Genomic DNA, 26,747 nt, shown 5'->3' with positions numbered 1-26,747 from the left:
AATATGAGCGCCGATACGATCACCCTCATCGCCCCCTTCGCCGGCTGGCTCGCGCCGCTGGAGGACGTGCCCGACGCGGTCTTCGCCGAACGGATGATGGGCGACGGCTTTGCGATCGATCCAGTCGAGAGCGTGCTCCGGTCGCCGGCAGCGGCCGAGGTCATCTCGGTCCCGGCGACAGCGCATGCCGTGACGCTGCGGCTCGATAACGGCGCAGAGCTGCTGCTGCATATCGGGCTCGAAACGGTCGCGCTGGGTGGCAAGGGCTTCACGGCAAAGGTCTCGGCGGGACAGCGCGTCGCCGCCGGCGATCCGCTGATCGGCTTCGACCTCGATGCAGTCGCGGAAGGCGCGAAGGCATTGATCACGCCCGTGGTGCTCGCCAGCGACGGCTATGTCCTGACGCTGGAGCCGACCGGCCGGCTGGTCGAGGCCGGCACGCCAGTCGCGCGGATCGCCGGCGGGCAGCCGCGCGAGACCATTCGCGCTGCAACGATCGAAGAGCATTTCGAGCGCGAAGTGACCGTCGCCGCGGCGCACGGCATTCATGCGCGCCCGGCTGCCCGTATCGCCGCGGCATTGCGGCCGTTCGTCGCGGAGGTCGCGCTGGCGGCGGACGACAAGACCGCGAACGCACGCAGCACCGTGGCGCTGCTCGGCCTGGGCATCGGCTCGGGAGCGACCGTGCGGATCGTCGGCACCGGCGCCGACGCGCGCGCCGCAGTCGATGCCGTGGCCGATCTGATCCTGTCGGGGCTGGGTGAGGCGGAGGCGGCAGCGCCGGTGTCACCCGTCATTCGCACGCACGGGCCGGTCACCGCCTCGCCGGGGCTCGCCATCGGGCAGGCGCTGCAACTCGAAGCCGTCGATCAGGACGTGCCGCAAAACGGCGCGGGTGCGGCGGCGGAACGCGCATCGCTGGATGCCGCGCTTGCCGAGATCACCGGCCGGCTCACCGGCGCGAGCGGGGCCGCCGCCGAGATCGCCGAGGCGCATCGCGCGCTGCTCGCCGATCCCGAATTGCTGCGCGTCGCCGACGAGCAGATCGTCATGGGCCGCAGCGCCGCCTTCGCCTGGCGCGCCGCCACCGCTCAGGCTTCCGCCGCGATCCGTGCGACCGGCGATGCATTGCTGATGGAGCGCGTTGCCGATCTGGTCGATCTGGAACGCCAGCTGGTTGCGGTGCTGCTGGGGACTTCGGGCGCGAGCGTCCCGGCGCTGCGGCCCGGCACGATCCTGATCGCCGAAGACCTGCTGCCGTCGCAATTCCTCGCCCTCGATATCGCCAATCTGGCCGGGATCTGTACCGCCGCGGGCGGGCCGACTTCGCATGTCGCGATCCTTGCCGCTTCGGCGGGCGTGCCGATGCTCGTTGCGGCGGGCGAAAGCGTGCTGACGATCGCCGAAGGGACGCCGCTGATCCTCGACGCCGATGCCGCCGCGATCACGGTGGACCCGAGCCCCGATGCGTTGTCCGAGGCCAGCGAACGCCTGTTCGCCACCCGCGAACGTCGCGCGCGCGAGGCTGCCGAGGCGCACGAACCGTGCCGCATGGCCGACGGCACGCGGATCGAGATATTCGCCAATCTCGGCTCGGTCACCGATGCCGCCGCCGCGGTCGCGGCGGGCGCCGAAGGGTGCGGATTGCTGCGCACCGAATTCCTGTTCCTCGAGCGCGAGACTGCGCCCGACGAGGAAGAGCAGCGCGAGACCTATTCGCGGATCGCCGCGACACTCGGCGATCGCCCATTGATCGTCCGCACGCTCGATATCGGCGGCGACAAGCCCGTACCGTACCTGCCGATGGGGGGCGAGGAGAACCCGGCGCTCGGCCTGCGCGGCGTGCGTCTCAGCCTTGCCCGGCCTGATCTGATGCGGCTTCAGCTGCGCGCAATCCTGCGTGGCGTGCCGGCGGGCCAGTGCAGGATCATGTTGCCGATGGTCGCCGATCTGGGGGATTATCGCCCCGTCCGCGCGATCCTCGACGAAGTGCGCGCGGAGCTGGGCGTCGCCGATCCGGTGCAGCTCGGCGTGATGATCGAGACCCCGGCCGCTGCGATGCTCGCCGGGCAGATCGCGCGCGAGGCCGACTTCCTTTCGATCGGGACCAACGACCTGACCCAATATACGCTTGCCGCGGATCGCGGGAACGCCGCGGTATCGCAGCGGATCGACGCGATGCACCCTGCAGTGCTCCGGCTGGTCCGCGAAGTGGGCCGCGGTGCGAAAGTGGCCGGCCGGTGGGCCGGCATGTGCGGCGGGCTCGCCTCCGATCCGCTCGCCGCGCCCATCCTGATCGGGCTCGGCATCACCGAACTCTCGGCGACCCCTGCCGCCATTCCCGGACTCAAGGCAGTGGTTCGCAAACTCGACATGAACGCGTGCGTAAAGCTGGCGGAGAAGGCGTGCGACGCCGCGTCTCCCGCCGAGGTTCGCGCGCTTGCCCGCGAGGCACAGGCATGAGCTTTCGACCCGCAACCCTTCTCGCCAAGGCGCAGCCGCTCGGCCGCGCACTGATGCTGCCGATCGCAGTGCTGCCGATTGCTGCGCTTTTGTTGCGGCTCGGCCAGGCCGACATGCTCGGCATTCCGTTCGTCGCGGCGGCGGGTGAGGCGATCTTCTCGAACCTCGGGCTGCTGTTCGCGGCGGGTGTCGCGGTGGGCCTCGCGCGCGAGAACCATGGCGCTGCCTCGCTGGCCGGCGTGGTCGCCTATCTGGTCGCAGTCGAGGGCGCCAAGGTGCTGCTCCACTTGCCGCCAGACATCGCCGCGGCGTCCGCGATGGAACAGGCGGCGTGGCGGGCCAAGGAGATCGGCAAATTGAGCGTCGCCGCCGGCATTTGCGCGGGCATCGTCGCGGGTGTGCTCTACAACCGCTTCTCGGACATCAAGCTGCCCGACTATCTCGCTTTCTTCGCCGGTCGCCGCTTCGTGCCGATCGTCGCGGGGCTGGCGGGCCTTGTCGGCGCAGTGCTGTTCGGCTTCGGCTTCCCCTGGTTCGAGGCGGGCGTGGACACGCTCAGCCGCTGGGTGCTGGGGGCGGGGCCGATCGGGCTGTTTCTCTACGGCCTGCTCAACCGTCTGCTGCTGATCACCGGACTCCACCACATCCTGAACAACATCCCGTGGTTCCTGCTCGGCGACTTCAACGGCGCGACCGGCGACATCAAGCGCTTCTTCGCCGGCGACCCCAGTGCAGGCGCATTCATGTCGGGCTTCTTCCCGGTGATGATGTTCGGGCTGCCCGCGGCGTGCCTCGCGATGTATCGCAACGCGCTGCCCGAGCGGCGCAAGGCGGTCGGCGGCCTGCTGCTCAGCCTCGCGCTCACGTCGTTCCTCACCGGCGTCACCGAGCCGATCGAGTTCACCTTCATCTTCCTCGCCCCCGTGCTGTTCGTCGTCCATGCCGTGCTCACCGGCATCGCGATGGTGGTGATGGACTTGCTGGGCGTGAAGCTCGGCTTCGGCTTCTCGGCCGGCATGATCGATTATGTGCTCAACTTCGGCCTCGCCACGAGGCCGCTGCTGCTGCTGCCAGTCGGCGCGGTCTATTTCGTGATCTATTATGCCGCGTTCAGCTGGTGCATCCGGCGCTGGGATCTGAAGACCCCCGGCCGCGAGGATGAGCCTGTTCCAGGGGCGCAGAAAGCGGCATCCGGCGCGCGCGGACCCGCGATTCTCGCCGCACTGGGCGGCACCGCCAATGTCCGCAATGTCGACGCATGCACCACACGGCTGAGGCTGGTGGTGGCAGACGTCGCGGCAGTGGACGAAGGTGGGCTGCGGGCGTTGGGCGCGCGCGGCGTGCTCAAGCTCGACAATGGTGGCTTGCAAGTGGTGTTCGGTCCGATGGCGGACCAGATCGCCGGCGAAGTGCGTCAGGCGATCGCTTCGGGGCCGGTGGCGGCGCCGGCTGTTCCCCAGTTCGATGCGGTGGCGGTTGCCCGTGCGCTGGGAGAGGGAAATGTCCTTGGCGTGCGTGCCCGCGGCACCCGCCTGCTCGTCGATTTGAAGGATCCGGCCAGAGTCGATCAGGCGGCGCTCAAGCGCGGCGGCATCCTCGCGGCGATAATTCCAGGCGACGCGAAGCAGCCGGTCCACCTGATCGCCGGCGACGCGACCGCGCAACTGGCGGCCGCGCTTCAGCCGGCAAGCTAGATCAGGTCGCGCGCCGGATCAGTCCGGCGCGGTCAGCCTCGAGCAGGTCGGCATAGGAAACCCGGCCGGTCGCGCTTTCGATCCAGCATTCGGCGTCGCCATAACCGCCCTCGCGGACCAGCACGAAGGCGCAGTCGCCGAACGGGCCGAACAATGCCGCCACCGGCCCGCCGCGTGCGGAAGGACGGTGTACATAGACTTCGGCAAAGGCGTTCATCGGCGGCAGATTCACGGCAGCATTGCTGCAGATCGTGTCCATAACCCCTCCCAGGTTTCCGTCCCTGAGCCCTGACCGATCCCCGCGGCTCTTACGGCCGGGTCCTTGAATCGGTCGGACAGGTTTGGAGTATGGCGCCCCAGATCAGCGCGTCAATGACAATCGGGCGCAAAATGGGAGCAACTTGTCCAACCAATCTGTTTGACCCAAGCTTGGCAACGCAATCGTGATGTGGCTAGTTCGCGTCAGGGAAGGGGGTGCTGATTGGCACAGGGACTTGCGCATCCGGGCGAGGGACGGCTTGCGGACCGCGCTTATTCGCAGATCGTCGAGATCATCAACGGCGGCGATCTGGGCATCGGCGACCGGTTGCCATCGGAGCCGCGGCTGGCGGAGATGTTCGGCATGTCGCGGACCGTGGTGCGCGAGGCGCTGGTCCGGCTCGCGGCCGACGGCATCACCGAATCGCGCCGCGGCGCCGGATCCTATGTCATGCGGCGTCCGTCCGAACGGCTCGGCGCGCACATGCCGATGGCCGAATTGTCGGCGACGCTCGGCACCTATGAAGTGCGCTTCGTGCTCGAGGCCGAGGCGTGCCGGCTGGCGGCGATGCGCCGCTCGCCCGAGCAAATGGAAGTGATCCAGGCGGCGATGGAACAACTCCGCGCGGCGTTGCTTTCCAACGGTCCCGCGCATGAAGAGGATTGGGTGCTGCATCGCTCGATCTTCGAGGCGACCGCGAACCCCGCTTTCGTCGCGGCGTTCGATCATCTCGAGGAAGGCATCTACCGGATCCTTCGCGCCGGCGTCGACATCTCGCGCGATCGGCCGCCCGAGGCGATCGGCGCGATGATCACCGAGCACGAGATGGTCGTCGAGGCGATCCGCGCGCAGGATGCCGACGGCGCCGCGCTGGCGATGCGCTGGCATCTGTCGCAGGGGCGGAAAAGGCTGATGCCGTAGGACTAGCGCCAGCCGCCGCCGAGCGACTTGTAGAGCGCCACCGCCGCCTGGCCCTTCGCGGCCTTGGCCTGATCCGAGCGCCGCTCGGCCGCCAACAGCGATTCCCGTGCGCGGAGCAGAGTCAGCCGGTCGTCCTCGCCGCTCGTCGCGCGCTTGTCCGCCAGCGCAAAGGCGGAACGTTCGCGCTCCAGCGCGGCGCTCGCCTCCGTCTCGGCGGTGCGCGCGTTGAGGAAGCGGTTGATCGCCGCCTCGCTGTCCGAGAGTGCGCCGAGCACGGCCTTCTCGTAACGCGCGGCGGCGCCCTGCGCGCGGGCGTCGGCGGCACGGATCTGGGCGCGGATCGTGCCGCCCGAAAAGATCGGCCACGAGAAGCTCGGGCCGATCTGGAGGCGCGTGCTGTCACCCGAGAAAAGATCGCCCGGCGTGCGCGCCTGCTGGCCGAGGCTGCCGAACAGGCTGAAGCGCGGGAACAGATCGGCAGTGGCGACGCCGATATCCGCGGTCGCCGCGGCGAGCTCGCGTTCGGCGCGGCGGATGTCGGGACGGCGTTCGAGCAGCTCGGAGCGGACGCCGACGAGGATCCGGTCGGGGCTGGCGGGAAGGGGGGCCGCCTTGCGCAAATCGGGTGCGACATCCTCGGGCGCCGCGCCGACCAGCGCCGCGATCCGGTACGCCGCCGCCGCTGCCCGCGCCTCGGCATCGGGAACCGCGGCAGCGCTGGCCCGGGCGGCGCCTTCGGCACGTTCGAGTTCGAGCCGCGATGCTTCGCCGGCGTTGAAGCGCAGCCGGGTCAGCCGGGCCAGTTCGGTGTCGGAGGCAACGAGCGCCTCCGCGGTGGCCGCCTCCGCTTGCGCGGCGCGCAGATCGAAATAGCTTCGTGCGACTTCGCCGATCAGCGTCAGCATCACGTCGCGCTGGCCGAACAGGGCGGCATCGGCGCGCGCGTTCGCGGCTTCGGTCTGGCGGGTGCGCCGGCCCCAGAAATCGAGTTCCCAGCTCGCGTCGAAGCCGAGGTCGAAGAGCCGGAACTCGCGGTCGACTCCCGGAATGTTGCCGATCGGAAGCTGGCCGTTCTCGCTCAACCGGTTCTCGGTGGCCGAGCCGGTCGCCTGCACGGTCGGCAGCCGTCCGCCCACCACGGCGTCGCGGTTGGCGCGCGCTTCGGCGAGGCGCGCCTCGGCTTCCTTGAGATCGGGCGCGCTCGCCAGCGCGCGGTTGACCAGCGCCGAGAGCTGCGGGTCGCCGAAGCTGTCCCACCACGCGAGATCGACTGCGCCGGGCGTGCCGGATTCGAGCCACGGCGCCTGCGCAGCGGCGCTCGGCGCCGGGCGCTGATAGTCCGGGCCCACGGTGCAGCCGGCGAGCAGGAGGGGCAGAGCGAGGAAAAGCAGGCGGGGCATCGGGGTCACTCCATGCGCGCGCGGAACAGCCAGGCCGATGCAGAGAGCGTCGCGCAGGCGATCAGCGCGAGCGGCCAGAGCTGGTGGAACACGGCGGCGGCGGGCATCGCCTTGAGGAACAATCCCTGGACGATGACGAGGAAATAGCGGGCGGGATCGAGATAGGTCACGACCTGCAGCCAGCCCGGCATGTTGTCGATCGGGCTGGCATAGCCCGAGAGCAGGATGAGCGGCGTGGTGATGAGGAACACGCCGAGAAACGCCTGTTGCTGCGTCTTCGCGAGCGCCGAGACCAGCATGCCCAGCCCGATCAGCGCGAGCATGTACATGGCGAGGCTGAGGAAGAAGAGCAGCAGCGAGCCGGTGAACGGCACGCCGAACACGAGCGGCGCGATGATCAGGTACATGCTGCCGTTGATGACCCCGATGCAGAAGGGCGGGACCATTTTGCCGATCAGTATCTCATGCACGCGCAAGGGCGAGACCATCAATTGGTCGAACGTCCCAAGCTCGCGCTCGCGCGCCACCGATTGCGACGTGATCGCCAGCCCCGCGACCGAAGTGATGATCGCGACCAGCGAGGGCAGGGTGAACCAGATATAATCGAGCGACGGATTGTACCAGTTGGTGACCACGCTTCCCGGCGGCGCCTGCGGGCCTGGCCGCATCATTGTGTCGGCGCCGACGCCCGCGACGATCCGGGTGAGGTAGCCGTTGACGATCTGCGCCGCGTTCGAGCGCCGCCCGTCGAGCACCACGCCCACCGTCGCCGGCCTGCCCGCGGCGACGTTGCGGTCGAAATCCTCGTCGATCACCAGGGCGGCGATCACCTTCTGGTTGTCGATCGCGTCGCGCAGCTCCTTCGGGCTCCGGAGCGGTACGATCTCGCGGAAATTGGGGCTGCCGGCGATTCGGCTGACGATCTCGGCCGAATGCACGCCCGAACTGCGGTCGAGGATCGCGACATCCACATTCTTGACGTCCAGCGTCGTCGCGAAGGTGAAGATGAACAGCTGCATCAGCGGCGGCACGAACAGCACGATGCGCGACTTGGGATCGCGCAGCACCGCCCACATCTCCTTGACGATCATGGCGACCAGCCGGCGCATCAGTCGAGGCTCCGGCGCGTGACGCGGAACGAGAGCAGGAAGAACACCATGCCGAAGCCGAGCATGATGCCGATGTTCGGGAGCAGCAGCGCCCATTGATCGCCGGCCAGGAACACCGATTGCAGGCTTGGTATCAGATAGCGGGCGGGCACAAGGTAGGTGAGCGCCTGGATCGGCCAAGGCATCGAGCTGATCTCGTAGATGAAGCCGGAAAGCAGGAACGTCGGCAGGAATGCCGAAAGCAAGGCGATCTGGCTGGCGACGAACTGGTTCTTGGTCGCCGAGGAAATGAACAGCCCGAGGCCCAATGCGGGCATCAGGAACGCCGATCCGACCACGAACAACGCGAAGACCGATCCGCGGAACGGGACGCCGAACACGAACACGCCGATCACTGTGCACAAGGCCATCGATGCGAGTGCGAGCAGGTAATAGGGGATCACCTTGCTCGCGATGAACTCGGCCATCGAGATGGGCGTGGCCATCATCGCCTCCATCGTGCCACGCTCCCATTCGCGCGCGACGACCAGCGCGGTGAGCAACGTGCCGATCATCGTCATCACATTGGCGATCGACCCGGGGACGAGGAAATAGCGGCTCTTCAGCTCGGGATTGTACCAGAAGCGCGATGACAGGCCGACGGGTGGTTCCGATGCCCCCGGGTTGCGTTCGAGCCCCTCTGCCGCCGCCCATTGCGCGCGCACGCCTTCGCCATAGGCCGCGGCGAAATTGGCGGTGTTGGGCTGCGATCCGTCAGCGATGATCTGGATCGAGGGCGCGCGCCCCTGTTTGACGCCTTCGCCGAAATCCGGGGGGATGACGATGATCGCGCGCAGGTCTCCCGAGACCATCTTCTCGCGCATCGGCTGGATCGTCCGCGCCATGCTGACCTCGAAATAGCGCGAGGTCTGATAGGCCTGCGCCAGCCGCAGCGCGGGCGCGCTCGAATCCTGCAGCACCACGCCGATCCGCGTCCGGCTGCTGTCGAGCGACACGGCATAGCCGAACAGGAACAACAGGATCATCGGCAGCACGAAGGCGATCAGGAAGGTGGAAGGATCGCGCAGGATCTGCGCGCCTTCCTTGCGGACGAGTGCGAGAAGGCGGCGAAGGGAGAAGCGGACGGTCATATGCGCCCACCTTCGTCATCCCCGCGAAAGCGGGGACCCATCTCGTGCAGATGCCAGCCGGAACCACAGCTGTCGTGAAGCGGGAGAGTGCAGGAGATGGGCCCCCGCTTTCGCGGGGGTGACGGGTGGAGATTCACGCCGCCTCCCTTTCGCCGCGCTTGCGGTCGAATTCCTCGATCAGCGCGATGAAGGCGTCTTCCATCGTGGGATCGGCGAGGTCGGCGAGCTTGCCCGCCTGTTCCTTGAGATCATCGGGCGTGCCGGTGGCGATCTGCTCGGCGCGGTAGATCAGGGTGACGCGGTCGCAATATTCGGCTTCGTCCATGAAGTGCGTGGTGACGAGCACGGTCACGCCCTTTTCGACCAGCCCGTTGATGTGCGTCCAGAATTCGCGCCGCGTCACTGGATCGACGCCCGAGGTCGGCTCGTCGAGGAACAATACCGGCGGTTCGTGCATCACTGCGCAGGCGAGCGCGAGCCGCTGCTTGAAGCCGAGCGGCAGCGTGCCGGCATTGACGTCGAGCTTGCCCTTCAATTCGAAGATGTGGATCATCGCCTCGATCGCGCGCTTGGCGGCTTCGCGATCGAGATCATAGGCGCCGGCGAAGAAATCGAGATTCTGGCGGACGCTGAGATCGCCATAGAGCGAGAATTTCTGCGCCATATAGCCGAGCGAGGCGCGGGCATCGGCACGCGATCGGCGGAGGTCATGCCCCGCCACGGCGCCGCTGCCGCTGGTCGGGGTGAGCAGGCCGCACAGCATCTTGAACGTCGTCGACTTGCCCGCGCCGTTGGGACCGAGCAGTCCGAAGATCTGCCCGCGCGGGATTTCGAAATGCATGTCGCTCGCCGCGACGAAGTCGCCGAAGCGCTTGGTGAGGCCCTTTGCCTCGATCGCGCACGCACTGCTTTCGGGGATCGTTCGATAGCGTTCGGCGAGCGCGCTGGTCCCTTTGGGGCCGCCGCCCAGTCGCTGGATGAAGCCGTCCTCGAAGCGGGGCGGGGCGGGCTCGACCGCGCCGCCCTCGGCATCGAGCGATTTGGGAGTGGGAGCGGCCGCGCCTTCAGCCATCAGCAGCCGCACCGATCGGCCCTGTATGGTGCCGTCGATCACTTCGTCGCGATCGAGCGTGCGAGTCAGGAAATGCCGGCGGCGGTCCTTGAAGCCGGTGACGCGGAACACGCGGTCGGCGACCTTGCCGGTCAGATCGGCCGGTGGCCCGTCGAACAGCAACTTGCCTTCATTGAGCAGATAGACGGTATCGCACTTCTCGGCCTCGTCGAGATAGGCAGTGGACCACAGCACGCCGATCCCCTGATCGGTCAGGTCGCCGACCATCGCCCAGAGCTCGCGCCGCGAGATCGGGTCGACGCCGACGCCCGGCTCGTCGAGCAGCAGCACTTTGGGCGTCTTGACCAATGCACAGGCGAGCCCGAGCTTCTGCTTCATGCCGCCAGAGAGCTTGCCCGCCAGCCGGTCCTGGAAGCGCGCGAGATCGGTGAAGTCGAGCAGCCGGTCGAAACTCTCCTTGTGCTCGGCCTTGGGGAGCCCGCGTACCTCCGCATAGAGCGTGAGGTTCTCGATCACCGAGAGATCCTCGTAGAGCCCGAACCGCTGGGGCATGTAGCCGAGATCGTCGAGCTTCTGTCCCGGCGGGCCGCCCAGCATTTCGACCTCGCCCTCGCTCGGCGCCATCAGTCCGGCGAGGATGCGGATCAGCGTGGTCTTGCCTGCGCCGTCCGGGCCGACGAGGCCGGTGACCTTGCCGGGTTCGATGGCCATGCTGACGCCGTCCAGCGCGGTGAGCGCGTCGAAGCGTTTTACCAGGTCGGTGGTGCGGGCGACCTCGCTCACACGCTTCCACCCGAAATCATCAACGTCACCCCCGCGAAAGCGGGGGCCCATCTCCTGCAAGTGCAGCGAGCGCCACCGCCGTTATCGCGCCGGGAGGGTAGCGGAGATGGGCCCCCGCTTTCGCGGGGGTGACGGAATTGGGGCTCAATCCTCATGCCGCGGCCTCGCGCCGACGACGCGGACGGTCACCGGCTGGCCCTGGCGCAGCGCGTCGTCGGGATCGTCGACGATCACCCGGACCTGATAGACGAGGTCGGTCCGCAGATTCTCGGTCTCGACCGACTTGGGCGTGAACTCCGCGCGCGGCGCGATATAGCCGATGGTGCCGCGATAGGTCTTGGCGTTGCCGTCGGCGGTCACCTGCACCTTCATTCCCGGGCTGATCCGGCTGAGATCGGTCTCGGCGACATAGGCGCGGACGCGCATCGGCCGGTCGATCGACAGCGTCAGCACCGTCTCACCCGGCTGGACGATCGCGCCCGGCTCGCGGGCGCGCGTGACGACGGTACCGGCGGTCGCCGCGACGAGACGCGTGTCCGAACGATCGGTGGCGACGCCCGCGCGTGCGGCCTGCGCCGTCCGCACTTCGGCAGCGGCCGCGGCGATCTCTTCGGGCCGGCTGCCCGCCTGCAACAGCGACAGCCCCTGCTTCGCTTCGGCAAGCTGCGCCGCGGCACGGTCGCGGTCGGCGCGGGTCTGTTCCCAGATATCGCGGCTGATCGCGCCGGGCTCGACCAGCGCCTGGCGCCGGGCAAAATCGCGCTGGGCATTGGCATATACTGCCTGCGCCGCGGCCACCCGGGCGCGCGCCTGCGCCACGTCCTGTGCCCGTGCGCCATTGCGCGCCTTGTCGTAATTGGCCTGCGCCTGTGCCACCCGCGCGTCGGCCTCGGCGATACGGTTGTCGAGCGTTGCGGTATCGAGCGTCGCGAGCAACTGGCCCTGCGTCACCTTGGCACCTTCGTCGACTCCGATCCCCGCGATCCGTCCGCCGACGCGGAAACCCATGTCGACTTCGCGGATGTCGACATTGCCGTAGAGCGTCAGCTCGGTTTCGGCGCGATGCGGGATCAGCCCGAAGCCGCGCGTGGCGAATGCCGCCACTGCGAGCACCACGACCAGAGCGACCACGATCAGGCGGCGTCGGTTCATTGCGGCTTCTCCGAAAGAATGCAGAGCACGTTCGCGCGCAGCCTGGCGCGCAGCAGAAAGGCAGTCTCGTCGTCGATCTGGTCGACCTGCAGCGCCCGGCACACCGCAGCCCGCCCCGCCCGCAATACCATCGCCTGGCCGAACAGCAGGATCGCCATCGCGACCGCCTCGCGACGGGGGAGGTCGGTGCGCGCGCGTCCGATCAGCTCGATGAATGCATCGAGGATCGGCTGCATCGCCTTGGCGAACAGCAGGTCGAACGCTTCGGTGGGGAATTGCTGCTCGCGGATGATGAAGCGCGACCAGGATTCGGTTTCGGGACGAAGCATCATCTGGGCGAGCCCGTCGAGGATCGTCGCGAGCGCCTCCATCGCGGCTTCGCGCGATTCGTGCCCGGCGGCGACGGCACGGGCGACATTCTCACCCTGCAGAGCGCGGATCGAGGCGGCGATATGCTCCGCGGCGGCAAGATAGAGTCCCTGCTTGCCGCCGAAATGATAGGTGATCGAGGACATGGCCGTGCCCGATGCGCGGGCGATGTCGCGCGTGCTCGCGCCTTCGAAGCCGAGTCGGCCAAACTGGTCGATCGCCGTGTCGAGGAGCGTGGTAGAGACCATGAGCGCCCTTTGTTCGTTCGAACGAACAGTGCATATGCTTGCATCTTTGCCTTGGCAAGGCCCTTGTGCGGGCAAATTTGCACCCCGATCTCCGACTACGCGTTAATACTAGTGTTTTTTCCACGCTTTGCGATTATGTACCGATCATTATGGAAACTGCCACCTGCACCACCGCCAAAGGGCGCCCGCGCGAATTTTGCGTAGACGAAGCGCTCGCCCAGGCGCTCCGCGTTTTCTGGAGCAAGGGGTACGAGGGCGCCTCGCTTACCGACCTGACCGACGCGATGGGGATCACGCGCCCCAGCCTCTATGCCGCGTTCGGCAACAAGGAGGCGCTGTTCCGCAAGGCGCTCGACCTCTATGAGCGCGAGAAGCTCTGCTACATGTCTCAGGCGCTCGATGCGCCGACTGCGCGCGGCGTCGCCGAACGATTGCTACGCGGTGCGCTCGAGATGCAGGCGAGCGATTGCGAGCCGCGCGGATGCCTGCGCGTGATCAGCTCGGTCGCGTGTGGCGTCGAAGCCGAATCGATCCGCGAGGAGGTCATCGCCCGGCGCAAATCTTCGTCGGACGCGCTGATCGCGCGCTTCGAAAGGGCCGAGGCGGCCGGCGAACTGCCCGAGCATATGAACGCCCAGGCGCTTGCCGGCTATCTCGTCGCGCTGCTTCAGGGCCTCGCGCTGCAGGCCGGGGCCGGGGCCAGCTTCGAGGAACTCGAGCGGCTGGTCGAAACCAGCCTCGCGGTGTGGCCTACGCCCTGAACCCAGCATTTCCGGAGCCGCGTCGATTCATCCAGCGTAGCGACAGCCTGATTTCCGGCGACGGGCTGGATCCGCCGGCGCCGCGACGGTCGACACCATCTTGCCGCTCGCAAAATCCAAACAATCTCATGCGACGGCTGCAGCGCTGCCTCTCCCTCCAAGCAACAGGGTGGGGACGTCGTGGGCCGGCACGGCGGGACTGTAGAGATAGCCTTGGCCATATTGGCAGCGCAGACGGAGCAGCGACTTCTCCTGGGCGGGCGTTTCGATGCCCTCAGCCACGACATCGATGCCGAGACTGCGGCCGAGGATAATCACCGCTGCGACGATGGCATGATTGCCGCCACCGCCGCCCGTCAGGCCCTTTACGAAGGACTGGTCGATCTTGATCGTATCGACGGGGAACTGCTTCAAGTGAGAAAGCGAAGCATAGCCGGTGCCGAAATCGTCCAGTGCGATCTTTATCCCTGCGGCGCTCAAGGTCTTCAGTGCCCGCTCCACGCATTCGGCGCCACGTCCGAGGAACACTGACTCCGTCACTTCGATCTGGATGCGATCCGCGGGTATGGCGGCTGCCTCGAGCCGCTCGAGCAGCGATTCGGCGAGATTCCCGCGACGGAACTCGGCAGCCGACGCATTGATCGCCACGTGCCCGAAAGCCACGTCGTGATCCTGCCAGCGCCGCACGTCTTCGATCACCTTGTCGATCATGCGGTCGCTGATCTCCGCGGCGACATTTGCGTCCTCGAATGCGGCAGATATGGTCGACGGCGGCTGAATGCCGTGACGAGGGTCGCGCCAGCGCAGCAGGCTCTCGAAACCGATCACCGCTCCCGTAGAGAGATCCACCTTCGGCTGGTAAAACGGCACGATCCGGGAATCCCGCAGTGCCGTGCGCGCTAGGCGCAGCATCGATCGGCGCCGGGCGAGCTCCTCGCTCATCTCGGGCGCGAATACCTTCAACATCCTCCGCCCGGCAGCCTTGGCGGCATAGAGCGCGATGTCGGCATTCTTCATCAATTCCGATCGGTTCACGCCGTGATCGGGAAACAGCGCGACACCGATGCTCGCATGCAGATCGAGAATGCGCCCGGCATAGACACAGGGTTCGCGCAGCCTGCCGAACAGCAACTCACCGAAAGCATCGATTTCAGCGGGCGAGCCGATGCCGGCGAGGATCACCGCGAATTCGTCGCCGCCGAGCCGGAAAACCGAATCGTTGGACCGCACCGCTCCCTTTAGCCGTTCGGCGAATGCACACAGCAAGGCATCGCCGCCGTCGTGCCCGATCGTGTCATTGACGCGCTTGAACTCGTCGATATCGAGGAGAAGCAGCGCGAATTTGCCGCTCGTCCCGGATGCGTCCGCCACTGCGCGATCCACCATCTGCTGCATGAGGTTCCGGTTCGGCAGCCCGGTCAATGCATCGTGGTTGGCCGCCCAATAGACTTGTTCTTCGGCTTGCTTCTGTTCGCTGATGTCCCGCGAGATCGAGACGAGCTGCACCGGCTGCCGGGCCGGATCCCTGAGCGGCGCCACGAGCACGTCCCACCATTTGCCGGTGCCGCCCGCATTCGGGTCCTTGAGCGTGAATCGGCCGATCTGCCCGGCCCGCGCCGTGGCGAGAGCGGCTCTGGCGGCTTCGGCCTCTTCGGATCGCGCCCGCTGGCTTTCCAGCCACCCATGCGGCGTTGCCTCCGGATATTGCTCGGCGGCCTCGTTGCAGTCGAGGACCTGACCATCGAGATTCATCAGCGTGATGCAGTCGGGGCTGGCTTCCAATATGCCGCGCGTGAGCGTCTCGCTCTCGTGAAGGGCTTGCTGTGCCAGGATGCGCTCGTGCACATCCGTACACGTGCCGTACCAGCACATGATGCGTCCGTCCGTGTCGCGGCGGGGAACCGCTCTTGCGAGGAACCAGCGATGCTCGCCGTCCTTGTGGAGCAAACGGTATTCGGTGTCGAAAGGCGTGCCGCCGGAAATGCTCTCGCGCCACAGCGCGCTCATGGACCGTCGATCGTCGGGATGGATGCAACCCGTCCATACCGTTCTCGGATCGGCGCCCGAGCGAATACCGGTGAACGCATACCATTGCGGACTGAGATAGGTGTACACGCCGTCCGAATCCGACTCCCAGATGATCTGGGGAATCGAATCGAGCATGGCATAAGCGCGGCTATTGCTGCGACGGAGCGCGTCTTCCGCGCGCCGGCTTTCCGCCACGCGGCGTTTCCATTCCAGCTTCTGTCGCGTGATCCGCCAGCCGAGCAGCATGAGCAGCACCACACCCCAGGCGCCGAGCAATGCCAGGTAGAATTGCTCGCGTGTCACCACGTTCCTGACGAAGCGGATGCTCTGGATCTGGAAGCGATAGTCCCCGGGTGGCGCATTGGGGCCGGTCTGGATCGACAGCGAGGTGATGTTGTCGAATTGCGGCTGGCCGAGTTCGGGCGAGACGTGGTTGGCGGTGAGCCACCATTCGGCGACACGGAACCGGCCGAGAGCCAGCTCTGCCGCAATGGAGCCGGAGGACGCCGGAAAATCCATCCGGTTGAATTTGTTGGTCTCCCCCCGTCCGGCGATGCTGTAGCGGGGATCGTGGTTCTTGAGATAGATGCTGAACTGGTCGCCAGGGCCGCTATAGGTGATGCGCACCGTCACCTTGTCGAATTGTGACAGGTCGAGGCCGCGCGCGTAACTGGCCGGATCGATCAGCAACTCCAGGCCGCAATAACGATTCGGCGCTCGTGAGGTGAGACGGCAGGACCAGCCGAACGGCCGGTGTGAATCCGCTAGTGCCGAAGAGGAACCTCCGACGTCCTTGTCCGCATAGGCATAGGTGACCAGCGACGCCGTGTTGGCCGGCGTGAACGCGATCGTTCGGGTGAGTAGCCGATCCTGGCACCACACCGCGGCGGCGCTGAGCGCCAGCAGGAAAAGCAGCGCGATTTCCTGCCCATAGCGGAATAGCCAACTGGGTATCCCCTGCCGCCATTCCGTACCCAACATAGCGCCCGCACCTCTCTAAAGCTCATAATAGGCCCGATGCGGGATCCTCGGCATATTTCACCCGAGAAAGGGCACCATATTCCGCGACTCAAGCATCTGAGAGACGAGCAATAAATTATGGGTTAGGGCGCGCCTGCGTAATCGCCCGGAGGGATCGGCGTCCGCTTTGACGGACCCCTATCCTCACAGCAGCCATTCCGCGTCCGCCCTTTCCGGAGCCACGAGGGTCGGGATCAGCCGCGAGAGGTCAGTTCGTGCCGACCGGGGTGGCAGATCCGACGGAGGCCAGGCAGCATTAGCTCGGCGGTCGTGTTCGCGGGCACTTCCAACCGGGTAGCGATGCGGCTCCCATCGCGGCCCCACTTCAGCCGAATGGGACCTGAAGCGCTATCGAGCGACACGCTCGCGGAGCCGATGCGCGGATCGAATGCGGGGGCGATCCGGAAGCGGCGGAAGCCGGGCTCGATGGGTTCGACACCGCCCACCCGACGATATAGGAACGAGCAGACCGCGCCGAAGGCATAATGGTTGAACGAGTTCATCGAGACGTCGCCGACGTCGCTGTTCCAGCGTTCCCAGGTCGTCGTCGCGCCGCCGCGGCGCACCATATAGCCCCAGGAAGGATAATCGGTGCGCAGCAACAGGTCGAAGGCGAGGGCGCGCTCGCCGATGTCGACGAGGGCGTCGAGCGCGAGCGGCGTGCCGAGAAACCCTGTCGACAGCAACGTGCCGCGTCGCCGGATGTCCGCGGCAAGCCTCGCTCCCGCGGCGCCGCGGAGGGTCTTCGGCACCAGGTCGAGACGCAATGCGAGAATGTAGCCGGTGTGGCTGCCGTTGCCGACAATGCCGTCGGCCGTGACGAAGGCCCGGGCAAAGGCCGATCGCGTGGCCTCGGCGCGCCGCCGCCAGGTGGAGGCATCCATTTTCCGGCCGGTCCACGCCGCCATGCGCGCCATCTGGTCGAGCGAGCGCGCGAGCATCGCGGTCGCGATCAAGGGCTTGGGGGTCGTCTCGTCGCCGGGCTGTTTGGCGTCGAGCGCCAGCCAGTCGCCCAGATCGGCGCCGCGTCCTTCCTTCCAGAGTCCGTCCGGATTGGCCGCGAGGATGCCCTCGAGATACGCGGTCATCGCCGCCCAATTGTCGTCGACCACGCTCGCGCCGCCCGTGTGCAGGAAGCTGACATAGGGCAGCATCACCCCCGCATCCGCCCAGCCCGGGGTCGGGGTGGACGTTCCCCATCCCAATCCCTTGGGCGAGGGCGACCACATCGGATAGGCGCCGTTGGCGGCCTGATCGTCGCGCAGCATGCGCGTGAAGGAGCGCGTGAAGCCGCCCACGTCCATGTTGAACGCGGCGGTATCCCAGAAGACCTGGGCATCGCCGGTCCAGCCGAGGCGCTCGTCGCGCTGCGGGCAATCGGTGGGGTTGCCACGGAAGTTCGACCGCTGGCTCCACAAGGTGTTGAGCCACAGCTTCTGGATGGTGGGTTCCGCGATCGTGAAGGTGCCGATCTCGGGCAGGTCGCTGGAGAGGACCACGCCCTCGACCATATCGGCACGCAACTCGGCAAGGCCGTCGACTTGTGCGTAGCGAAAGCCCTGGAAGGTGAAGACGGGCTCCAGCGTCTCCTTCGGGTCGCCGGACAGGATGTAGCGATCCTCCGCGCGTGCCGCGCGCAGGTTGCGGCGGTCGAGCATCCCGTCGGCGGTCAGGATCTCGGCGTGCTCGACGGTCACCAGGTTCCCGCGCCCGCCCGCCACGGTCAGGCGCACGCGGCCCGCGAAATTCTGCCCGAAATCGACGAGGTGCGTGCGCGGCCCGATCCGGCGGATCGTGAGCGGCGGCACGATGCGCGTGGCCCGGATCGGCTGCGCCAGCGGGGAAACCAGTTGCGCGGCGGGGACGGGCGCCGGCCATGCGCGTTCCCAGGTGCCGTCGTCGAAGCCAAAGGCGGACCAGTCCTGCGGCCATTCGCGGCGATCGTGATCCTCGCCGGCATAGATTTCCGAGAGGGTGATCGGCGATTGCCGGTGGCGCCATTCGGAATTGGTCGCGATCCGCTCCACGGCGCCATCCGCCGTCCGCGCCTCGATCATCAGCTTCAGCCGGCGCGGCGCGGGGCCATAGGCCCAGCGGCCGTCGGGTGCCTGATAGCTGGCGTAGAAGCCGTCGCCGGCCAGCACGCCGACGACATTGTCGCCCGCCCGCAGCAGCGGTGCAACGTCATAGGTGCGATACGGAATGTGCTTGCGATACTCGGCGGGTTCGCATTGGAGCTCGTCGTCGCCGACCCGTTGGCCGTTGATCCAGATCCGGTAGCCTCCAAGCGCCGCCACGTAGAGCCGCGCCGTGCGTGGAGCGGCGCCCAGCCGAAATGCCCGGCGCAACAGCCGGGCGGGCGTAGGCGGCCAGGGGAAATGCCTCCGATTTGCGCGCATCGTCGCTGGCGTCCAACTGTCGTCGGGCCCCGCGACACGCCAGCCTTCGACCAGGCGCAGGACCGAGCCGTCGGCCTGCGGCACCCGGATCTGCGCGGCGAGCGTTGCGAGCGCCTTGCCGCCCTCGCGACGTGCGGCCACCTCCGCCGTCAGCACATGCTCGCCCGCCATCAGCGCGAGGGGGAAACTCGCCGCAGGCGGTCCGCCATAGGCGTCCGGATGCCAGGACGGCACTTCGATCGGCCGTCCGTCGAGCATCAACCCGACGAGCTTGCTCGCTGTATGGAGGATCAGCCGGCCTTCGCCGGCACCGCTGCGGAAGGAAAGGCGGAACCGGCCAGGTTGCCGCTCGTCCGGCGTCTGCGCCTTGGCCCAGCGCGGTTCGGCCAGCCGGTCGTCGCGCTCGGCCGCGCTTTCGATCGCCAGCCATTCGCCCGACCAGTCCGCCGGCAGCAGCAAACCCATTTCCCAGACCGCCGGCGCGCTCCAGCCGGATTCCCCGTCCGGGCTCCAGAGCTTGACCTGCCAGTGACAGCGCTGCCGCGATTCCAGCACCCGGCCGGCATAGGGCACACCCGTCGAGATGCCGCTTTCGACGCGCCCGCTGTCCCAAAGATCGGCTTTCCCCGACGCAAGCATCGCCGGATCGCTCGCGACGCGAATGCGATAGGCGGCCTGTGCCGTGCCCGCCGGCCCGATCACTTGCCAGGACAGCATGGGCCGCGCGTCGCCGATACCCAGCGGGTCCTGCAATGCGGCGGCGCGCAGATTGTCGGCTCCGAGCCGCGTCGCCGTCCAGGCGTGTGCCCCGGGCGCCGCCAGCCAGCCGGCGCCGAGCCCGCCGGCCAACAAGGTACGGCGATCGATCAGGGGCATGGGCCGGTCAGTCCTCTTCAACCACGGCGACGCCCCATGGCGACAACGCGAGTGCATCGCCGCTGCCCAGCCTGCGCCCGGTGATAAGCTCGGTTCCCGGCGCGACGCCTGCCGCCAGCGTCGCTGGGCGGGCCGAATAGTTCAGGACATAGCGTACCCGGTGGCCGTTCTTCAGCGTCCCGCCCCGCACGATCAGCGGGAAGCGCGTCGTGCCGACCGGCACTTCGGCCCGGTGCGCGGCGTCGGCGAGCAACTCCTCGATCAAGGCGTCGCTCGGCATGAACCCGACATAGGTGACCTCGCCCTTGCCGTAGCGGTTGCGCGTGATCGCGGCATCGGGGGGCCAGGAGGGGTGGTGGTACCGCGCCAGCACCGTCGCCGTGGTGGGCTTCAGCATCTCCATCCACCAGCGCACCTTCAACGCATCTGGGGTGGCCGGCGGGCCTGCGCGGAACGGGTCCACATCGAGCGTCACGTCGCGCGGAGGCGTGTACATTTGATAGGTGACCCCCGCCGCCTCGGCGATCCCGCCGGGCTGGGCTGTGTAGCGGACCTTGGTGTTCTCGTCGGAAAAGCCGCTCTTGAAGGTGTAGACGACGTGGCCCCCGGCGCGGGCAAAGGCGTTGAGCCGCTCGAGTTCGGCGTCGCTCGCGGCATAGAGTGCGGGTACGATGATCAGCTTGTAGCGATCGAGCGAGATCTTCGAATCGGGCGAAAGGATGTCGGCTTCGATATTCTGCCGGTAGAGCGCGTCATAGAAGGGGCGGAGCACTTCGTTGTAGCTGATGCTCTGCCCGTCGGCGTTGATCCGAAACGAATCGAAGGCGCTTTGCGCACGGTTACTGACATAGACCGCGACCTGGTTTCGCTTGGTCATGTCGACCAGTTTGGGCCCGAGCCGCTTGAAGTCCGCGCCGATGCCCCTGGCTTCGTCATAGAGCGCGTTGGGCTTGTAGTCCTGCCCCAGCAGCCCGCGCCAATAAGTCTCCACGGCGTTTGCGGTCGTCGCCCAGTGCCAATATTCGACCAGATGGGCGCCGGAGGCGAGGTGGCTGAACGCCTGCAGCCGCAGCTGGCCGGGGAAGGGCGTCCATTCGGGGAAGCCCTGCGCCTGCGTCTCGAGCACCAGATAATTCTGGCCGTCGCGCATCGAGCGGGTCAGATCGCCGCCAAAGGCGATCTCGGCGCCGGTCAGCCGTTCCTGGCTAGGGTGGTAGATGTCGATACCCGCGACATCGAGGGGGCGGGCGGCGAGCCAATGGTTCACTTCGGGCTGCACGCCATAGGAATGGCCACGCCAGCCCAGATCGAAATTCTGCGTGATGAACTGATCGGGCCGGGCATGGGCGCGGACGAGACCTGCCTGCCAGGTCAGGAATTCGGTGACGAGGCCGCGCTGGAACTCGGCGAAGGCATTGGCGACGCTCGCGTTCATCGTGCCGTTGGTGGAGGGGAAATCCTCCCAGCGATTGATCCGGTTGCTCCAGTAATCGAGCCCCCATGCCTTGTTCAGCGCGTCGAGGCTCGGCCATTTCGCCTTCACCGCAGCGACGAAAGCCGCCTGCACATTGGGGCCGCTGGTGCCATAGGCCTTGGTCTCGTTGTCGACCTGATAACCGATGACGGCCGGATGGTCCTTCACATGATCGATCAGCGCGATGATCACGCGCTCGGCCGCGGCGCGATAGTCGGGGTCGGTGATGTCCATGTTCTGGCGGTAGCCGAATTCGGCGCGGCCGTTGGGCCGGGTGACGAGCACGTTCGGATGCGCGCGCGCGAGCCAGGTCGGAATGGCATAAGTGGGCGTGCCGACGATCACCTTGATGCCGTGACGGTGCATCGCCGCCAGCATCCGGTCGACATGGCTGAAATCGAACACGCCGGGTTGCCGTTCGAGCGTTCCCCAGGTCGATTCGGCGATCCGGACGACACTGATGTTGGCCGCCTTCATCAGCCGCGCATCTTCTTCGACACGGTCGACCGGCGTGTACTCGTCATAATAAGCGACGCCGTACAGGATCGTGCCTGGAAGCTTCGTGGCCGGGGGCGCCGCGACGCCGGGTTCCGCCAGAACCAGGGCCGATGCGAGCAACGCGCGCGTGATCTTCTTCACCGATTGGCCTCCCGGTTCGACGAGAGCGTCCGGGTTCACAGCCCCAGATCGATGGCGCGGCGGCCGGTGCCGTCGCCGCCAACGCTTCCCCTCCATTATTAAGTAAGACAATAAAGCCAGGGAGGTGTCGGTCAAGCCCGCCGGGTCGCCGAAAGCGGCGCAGGCGCCGGCGCTTGCCGCCTAGCCGCGAGGTGCCGCGTGCCCGTTCTCTTTCGGTCCCGAGGCAGCACGATGCGTTTCCTCCTCGATTGCCACTTCGGTATCGATCTGGGCCTGGCGAACCAGCACGATGGTCGCCTCGCGCGCGGCGGCCGCGTCGCTATTGGCGATCGCCTCGAACAACGCCTGGTGCGGAGGCATCGGATCGATGGGCTTCCTGTTGCTGCGATACTTGAAGAAGGTGGTCCAATGAACCGCGGCGGAGATGCTGGCGGAGAGGCTGACCAGCAGTTCGTTCCCGGTTGCTTCGAGGATGAGGGCGTGGAAGCGCTGATCGGCGGCGCGGCCTATCTCGTTCTCGAGTCCGTGCTTGGCCATCTCCTCGAGCGCGTGGCCCATGCGCGACAGCTGGCGCGCGCTTCGCCCCAGCGCTGCCAGCTCCGCTGCCGAGGGCTCGACGATCATGCGCAACTGGAAGAGGCTGTGCACGAAGGGGAGCGGAGGCGCCCCCTCGAACATCCAGCCGAGCAGCTCTGGATCGAGCATGTTCCAGAAATGACGGTCGCGGACTTTGGTGCCGGCCTTCGGCTTGCTCTCGACGAGCCCCTTGGCAGACAGCATCCGCAGCGATTCGCGTATCACGCTGCGCGACACGCCGAACTTCTCGGCCAGATCGATCTCGCCGGGGAGGATGGTGCCGGGCGCGTTGCGCCCGGTGACGATCGAAACGCCGAGCTGCTGTGCCAGAGAAATATGGGCAGGTCGCCCGCGCTTGCCCGCCGTCATGTTATCCCTCCGAGGGGTGAGCTTAGGCTCGCGGGCGCCGCGGCGGCAACCCCGCCGTTACGGAATGCGTGTTTTTGTCAGGCAATAGAAGCGGGCTTGGCAGCAACGACGCGGCACGCTCGTCTTGTCTGACAATAATGGAGAACAAGCGGGCCGGGTTGATGATCGGTGGCGCGTGCATCGCGCGCATTCAGTCGACCCGATCGAGGCGTAGCGACGCCCCGCGTTTTGCTGAAGGACTCGTCGAAGGAGCGGGCGCGCCGCCCCTTCGACGAGACAATCCATTAGAAGCGGAATCGCGCGCCTAGACCAAAATAGCGGCCCTCGTCGCGAATGTCGCGCGGATAGTAGCGGTCCTCCGCATATTGGGCATAGTTGTTGAAAGGTTTCGCAAGGATGTTTGCGACATCCAGCGTAAAGGTTATTTCCGGTATCGGTGTATAGTTGAACGAGAAATCCAGACGGTTGATGTTCTCGGTTCCTTCACCCAGGTAGACGCCCTGCGCGTTGACGAAATTCCCATTCAGGAAGGACGCACGATTGTTCAAGGAAAGGCGCGAAGATATTTTGCCCTTCTCGAAGAACAGAGCCGCATTGTATGTCCACTTCGACAGGCCCGGGATCTTCACGAACGGCGGTTCTGCGTTGCTGCCCGTCACGCTGGCAAACAGGTTCGCGGGATATTGCTGCTCGCCATCGAGATAGGTCACGTTCGCCTGCACGCCGAAGCCACTGAGGATTCCGGGCAGGAAGTCGAGGAAGGTCTGACCGCCCACCTCGACGCCCTTGATCCTGCCCGCGCCGGCATTCTCGGGGCGGTTGATCTCGATGAGGCCATATACGGGATCGATCGTACGATTGGTATAATTCGCGATGAAGCCGTTCAGATCGCGATAGAATACCGCTGCGCTCAGCGAGGCGGTCGGCGAGAAGTAATATTCGACCGTGGCGTCGTAGTTCGTCGAGGTCAGCGGCTGCAGATCCGGGTTGCCGCCGCTGCCATAGGCATTGGGGCGCCCCTGGAGACCGGGCCCGAAGCGCGTGTCCGGCACCACGCCGCCGGGCGGAATGGTGGAGGTGTTCTGCGAGATGGACAGTGCCGGATTGAGCTGTCCGAATTCGGGCTTGGTCCGGGTCTTCGTCACGCCGAAGCGGATCTGCAGCTTGTCGTCCGGGCGGATGCGGAGGCTGAAGTTCGGAAGCACGTCGACATAGTTCGCCTTCGTCACACGCGGTTCGCTGGTCGTGACGCCATTGAAGGTGACGTTCGAATTGCCGCTGTACCGTCCCACGGTATTGACCACGCGCGCGCCGATCAGACCGTCGATGCGGAAATTGCCCAAATTGAATTCGTATTTGGTCTGGCCATAGAACGCATAGGTCTGCTCTTCCGCGAAGAAGGCGGCGCGGGGATCGAGCTGGACGGTGGGGGTCGAGAAGCGGGCGAGCGCATCGCGGTAGCCCGCATCATTGGGGTTCGCCGCAACGATCTGCTGCAGAGCCTTGTAGGCGAATTGCCGCAACGCGGGCGCATTGCCGGCAATGCCCTCACGCGAAGGCATGAGCCAGCTGGTGAAGCCCTGATTGCCGCGGAACGCATCCTGCGTCAGCTCGAGCTCGCCTGCCGGAGTGTTCGCGAGGGGGATGTTGAGCGTGTCGGTATAAGCGTAGCGGTTCCCGCGCCGGAGCGAGGCGTCGCGATCGGTCCACCGTACGCCGAACTGGAATTTCGGCAGGAACGAGATGTCCGTCTCGAGGTCGAGATCGCCCCGCCATTGCCATCCCTTGCCCTGCACGCGGTAGATGCTCTCGTAATAGCCGCGCCAGCGATAATTGGCCGGATTTTTGACATCGAAGCCTTCGAAATCCCATGACACGCCGTTGTCGACGAAGAAGTCGACATTGGCCGTCGGCGAGCTGAACAGCGAGGAGTCGAAGCTCCATTCGTCCGAGCCATATTCGCTTCGCGTATAAGCGAGATCGGTCGACAATTTGGCGCGGCCGACATTCCACTTGATGCCGCCTGCCGCCTGATAGGTGTTGGTGTAGCCGGCGTTGGTGCTGCGATAGGCTTCCGGACGGAAACCGCCAACCTTGGTCAGGCTCTCCACCTGATCCGGCTTGTCTTCGCGCAGGACGACATTGGTCAGCGTCGGATTGCCGTCGATCAGCGGCGTGCGCCACCAGTCGTTGGCGCCGCGTCCGCGATAGCCCTGGTAGAGGAAGTCGTAGTAAATCTCGAGATCGGGGTTCGGCTTCCACTGAACGCTGGCATTGAGCGCCGGGCGCCAGCGCTTGCCGCTGTCATTATATACGCCGACCGCTCCGGGGATGCGGAAATCCCGGCCGACGGACGCAGGCTGGACCGTCGTTCCCGCGCTCGGGCCGGTGATCCAGCCGTCCCCCCAGCGCACCGCGTTCCGATATTGCGCCTGGCTGTAGGAGGCATTCACCAGAATGCCGATCTCGCCAATGGAGCTATCGGCGCGAGCGCTGATCAGAATGTTCCCGAGGGGGTCGTACTTGCCGCTCTGGTCATTGTAGGTGCCGCGAATGCCGCCGGCGACGACGAAATTCTCGGTGAAGTCGAACGGACGGCGTGAGCGAACGTTGATGAGGCCGGCAAGGCCGGGCTCGAGCAAGTCCGCCGTGCCGGACTTGTAGACTTCCAGGCCGGCCAACGCGCCTGCAGGGAAATCCTGCAGCTGGGAACGTCGAAGCTCGGCAGTGAAGATGTCGCGGCCGTTGAACGTGGTTGCGACGTCGGGGAGGCCGCGAACCAGAACCTGGCTCACTTCGTCGCTGAAGCGATTCACTTGCACGCCGGTAACGCGGGCGAGCGATTCTGCAGCCGTGTTGTCGGGAAGCTTGCCGATGTCCTGCGCGACGATCGCGTCCAGAATCGCATCGGAATTGCGCTTGATCGCCTGCGCGGTCCCGAGGCTGGCGCGATAGCCCGTCACCACAATGTCCCGGGGGTCTGCCTCGGTGCCGGATTCGCCGGCGGGAGCCTTTTCCTTTTGCTCATCTGCGGCAGGCGCATCCTGGGTCGCTGCCGTGACCGTGGTCTGGGAATATGCAGGAAATGCCATCAGCGCGAACGGCGCAACCGAAACGTAAAGCGCAAACCGCTTCATAAAAGTCCCCTCTCCTGAGCCGCGCCATTGTGGCGTCTGCTAAATCTTATTTGTCTGACAAACATTGGGCTCGTCAAGGGCATTTCTGAGAAAAGCCGGAACCCCGGGTATAATTCCTCTCATTGCCCGTTAAATTGTCAGGCAAATCTCCGCGACTGCGCCGTTTGCGCGCTAACGCGATCCCATGACTGCGGGGAGGATTTGTAGCGCATGCCGGCGATAGCGGTTGAGGCCGGCGGCTTGGCTGTTGGATGATCGTAGGTTGGAAAGCCCAGGAGCGGGGCGGCTGACGGGGTCCGTGTTCCGCCGCTCCGTGCCTGGATCTCAGCCACGCCGGAAGGAGGTGACGGCAGTCCGGGTTCGCCAGCTCGAGAAACATCGAAATCCCGGGAGAGACCAATGTCCTATGCCGATGCCCTCGACGATCTCGTTCGAGCGGCCGCCGAGGTCGATATTGCCGTCACGCTGGACCATCACGCTTGAAAAGCCGCAGGGCGCTTGCCTAGTTTCGCACATGGCTCCCTTTTTTGCGGCCCGACCCTCTCGACAATAAAAATACCGGCCAGTATAGAAAGCCCTTGACGCGGCGCAGCACGATTTCTATACCAGTCGGTATGGAAGTGATCCGTCACCTTCGCAACCGGGACCAGACGAAGGAGCTGCCTATGCGTCAGCCTTGCAAACAGCGAGATCGGGCTACGGCCTGAACCATCGGCGCCCCGCGCGCCGATCCACATTTCAGGCTCGGCCTGCCTGCCGCGCGAACGGGATTCGCGGGGAGGGAGTTTGCGCCTTCGCGACAACAATCGCCGGTGATCCGTGGCCTAGGTGCCGCGGGCAGGGGAGCGGTGCGTCCGCCGCCGGCCAG

General features: G+C 66.3%; 16 protein-coding genes. 4 read left to right on the top strand and 12 right to left on the bottom strand.

The features are described from left to right. Nucleotides 1-3 precede the first annotated feature (3 nt). Together ptsP and nagE are read left to right on the top strand one after the other, a co-directional pair. On the top strand, nucleotides 4-2,463 hold the full coding sequence (ptsP, locus tag BR78_RS0108845; RefSeq protein WP_025560343.1) for a phosphoenolpyruvate--protein phosphotransferase: 2,460 nt from the start codon (nucleotides 4-6) through the stop codon (nucleotides 2,461-2,463). Continuing rightward, the gene (gene nagE, locus BR78_RS0108840; RefSeq protein WP_025560344.1) at nucleotides 2,460-4,157 is read left to right on the top strand and encodes an N-acetylglucosamine-specific PTS transporter subunit IIBC; all 1,698 of its coding nucleotides are present in this window, start codon (nucleotides 2,460-2,462) and stop codon (nucleotides 4,155-4,157) included. Before ptsP ends, nagE begins: the two co-directional genes overlap by 4 nt. 1 nt (nucleotide 4,158) lies before the next feature. Here nagE and BR78_RS0108835 read toward each other — a convergent pair whose 3' ends face one another. Further along, nucleotides 4,159-4,416, bottom strand: coding sequence for a hypothetical protein (locus BR78_RS0108835; protein ID WP_025560345.1), 258 nt, complete (start codon nucleotides 4,414-4,416; stop codon nucleotides 4,159-4,161). Nucleotides 4,417-4,638: 222 nt separating this feature from the next. Here BR78_RS0108835 and BR78_RS0108830 point away from each other — a divergent pair, with 222 nt between their 5' ends. Beyond that, nucleotides 4,639-5,337 carry a FadR/GntR family transcriptional regulator gene (locus BR78_RS0108830; protein WP_025560346.1) on the top strand — a complete coding sequence of 233 codons (699 nt, stop codon included), beginning with the start codon at nucleotides 4,639-4,641 and terminating at the stop codon, nucleotides 5,335-5,337. Between the two features lie 2 nt (nucleotides 5,338-5,339). Here the strand turns inward: BR78_RS0108830 and BR78_RS0108825 are convergent, their stop codons facing one another. The 6 genes from BR78_RS0108825 to BR78_RS0108800 all read right to left on the bottom strand — a co-directional run bounded on the left by BR78_RS0108825 (nucleotide 5,340) and on the right by BR78_RS0108800 (nucleotide 12,600). Next, nucleotides 5,340-6,737 carry an efflux transporter outer membrane subunit gene (locus BR78_RS0108825; RefSeq protein WP_029725207.1) on the bottom strand — a complete coding sequence of 466 codons (1,398 nt, stop codon included), beginning with the start codon at nucleotides 6,735-6,737 and terminating at the stop codon, nucleotides 5,340-5,342. A gap of 5 nt (nucleotides 6,738-6,742) precedes the next feature. Beyond that, nucleotides 6,743-7,846 carry an ABC transporter permease gene (locus BR78_RS0108820; RefSeq protein ID WP_025560348.1) on the bottom strand — a complete coding sequence of 368 codons (1,104 nt, stop codon included), beginning with the start codon at nucleotides 7,844-7,846 and terminating at the stop codon, nucleotides 6,743-6,745. Further along, nucleotides 7,846-8,976, bottom strand: coding sequence for an ABC transporter permease (locus tag BR78_RS0108815; RefSeq protein ID WP_025560349.1), 1,131 nt, complete (start codon nucleotides 8,974-8,976; stop codon nucleotides 7,846-7,848). Before BR78_RS0108815 ends, BR78_RS0108820 begins: the two co-directional genes overlap by 1 nt. A 133-nt stretch (nucleotides 8,977-9,109) precedes the next feature. Beyond that, nucleotides 9,110-10,831, bottom strand: coding sequence for an ATP-binding cassette domain-containing protein (locus BR78_RS0108810; protein WP_025560350.1), 1,722 nt, complete (start codon nucleotides 10,829-10,831; stop codon nucleotides 9,110-9,112). A gap of 144 nt (nucleotides 10,832-10,975) precedes the next feature. After that, nucleotides 10,976-11,983, bottom strand: a complete 1,008-nt coding sequence (hlyD, locus tag BR78_RS0108805) for a secretion protein HlyD (RefSeq protein ID WP_025560351.1) — start codon at nucleotides 11,981-11,983, stop codon at nucleotides 10,976-10,978. After that, entirely contained in the window at nucleotides 11,980-12,600 is a 621-nt protein-coding gene (locus tag BR78_RS0108800; protein ID WP_025560352.1) for a CerR family C-terminal domain-containing protein, read from the bottom strand. The genes hlyD and BR78_RS0108800 overlap by 4 nt, the downstream gene beginning before the upstream one ends. A 149-nt stretch (nucleotides 12,601-12,749) precedes the next feature. On the opposite strand from BR78_RS0108800, the gene BR78_RS0108795 reads away from it, so the two are divergent. Then, nucleotides 12,750-13,361, top strand: coding sequence for a TetR/AcrR family transcriptional regulator (locus BR78_RS0108795; protein ID WP_025560353.1), 612 nt, complete (start codon nucleotides 12,750-12,752; stop codon nucleotides 13,359-13,361). Between the two features lie 126 nt (nucleotides 13,362-13,487). On the opposite strand, the gene BR78_RS20905 is transcribed toward BR78_RS0108795, so the two are convergent. From BR78_RS20905 to BR78_RS0108770, 5 genes are all read right to left on the bottom strand, one after another. Next, entirely contained in the window at nucleotides 13,488-16,370 is a 2,883-nt protein-coding gene (locus tag BR78_RS20905) for a putative bifunctional diguanylate cyclase/phosphodiesterase (protein ID WP_025560354.1), read from the bottom strand. A gap of 233 nt (nucleotides 16,371-16,603) precedes the next feature. Continuing rightward, the gene (locus BR78_RS0108785) at nucleotides 16,604-19,684 is read right to left on the bottom strand and encodes an alpha-L-rhamnosidase (RefSeq protein ID WP_025560355.1); all 3,081 of its coding nucleotides are present in this window, start codon (nucleotides 19,682-19,684) and stop codon (nucleotides 16,604-16,606) included. 7 nt (nucleotides 19,685-19,691) lie between these two features. Further along, nucleotides 19,692-21,797 carry a beta-galactosidase gene (locus tag BR78_RS0108780; protein ID WP_025560356.1) on the bottom strand — a complete coding sequence of 702 codons (2,106 nt, stop codon included), beginning with the start codon at nucleotides 21,795-21,797 and terminating at the stop codon, nucleotides 19,692-19,694. A 180-nt stretch (nucleotides 21,798-21,977) separates the two neighbouring features. Continuing rightward, on the bottom strand, nucleotides 21,978-22,742 hold the full coding sequence (locus BR78_RS0108775) for a FadR/GntR family transcriptional regulator (RefSeq protein ID WP_025560357.1): 765 nt from the start codon (nucleotides 22,740-22,742) through the stop codon (nucleotides 21,978-21,980). A 284-nt stretch (nucleotides 22,743-23,026) separates the two neighbouring features. Beyond that, on the bottom strand, nucleotides 23,027-25,879 hold the full coding sequence (locus tag BR78_RS0108770; protein ID WP_025560358.1) for a TonB-dependent receptor: 2,853 nt from the start codon (nucleotides 25,877-25,879) through the stop codon (nucleotides 23,027-23,029). Between the last annotated feature and the right edge of the window lie 868 nt (nucleotides 25,880-26,747).

This window comes from Sphingomonas sp. UNC305MFCol5.2 (genome assembly GCF_000712135.1).
In the GTDB taxonomy this organism is placed as follows: domain Bacteria; phylum Pseudomonadota; class Alphaproteobacteria; order Sphingomonadales; family Sphingomonadaceae; genus Sphingomonas.
This window is presented reverse-complemented; position numbering and strand designations above follow the sequence as displayed.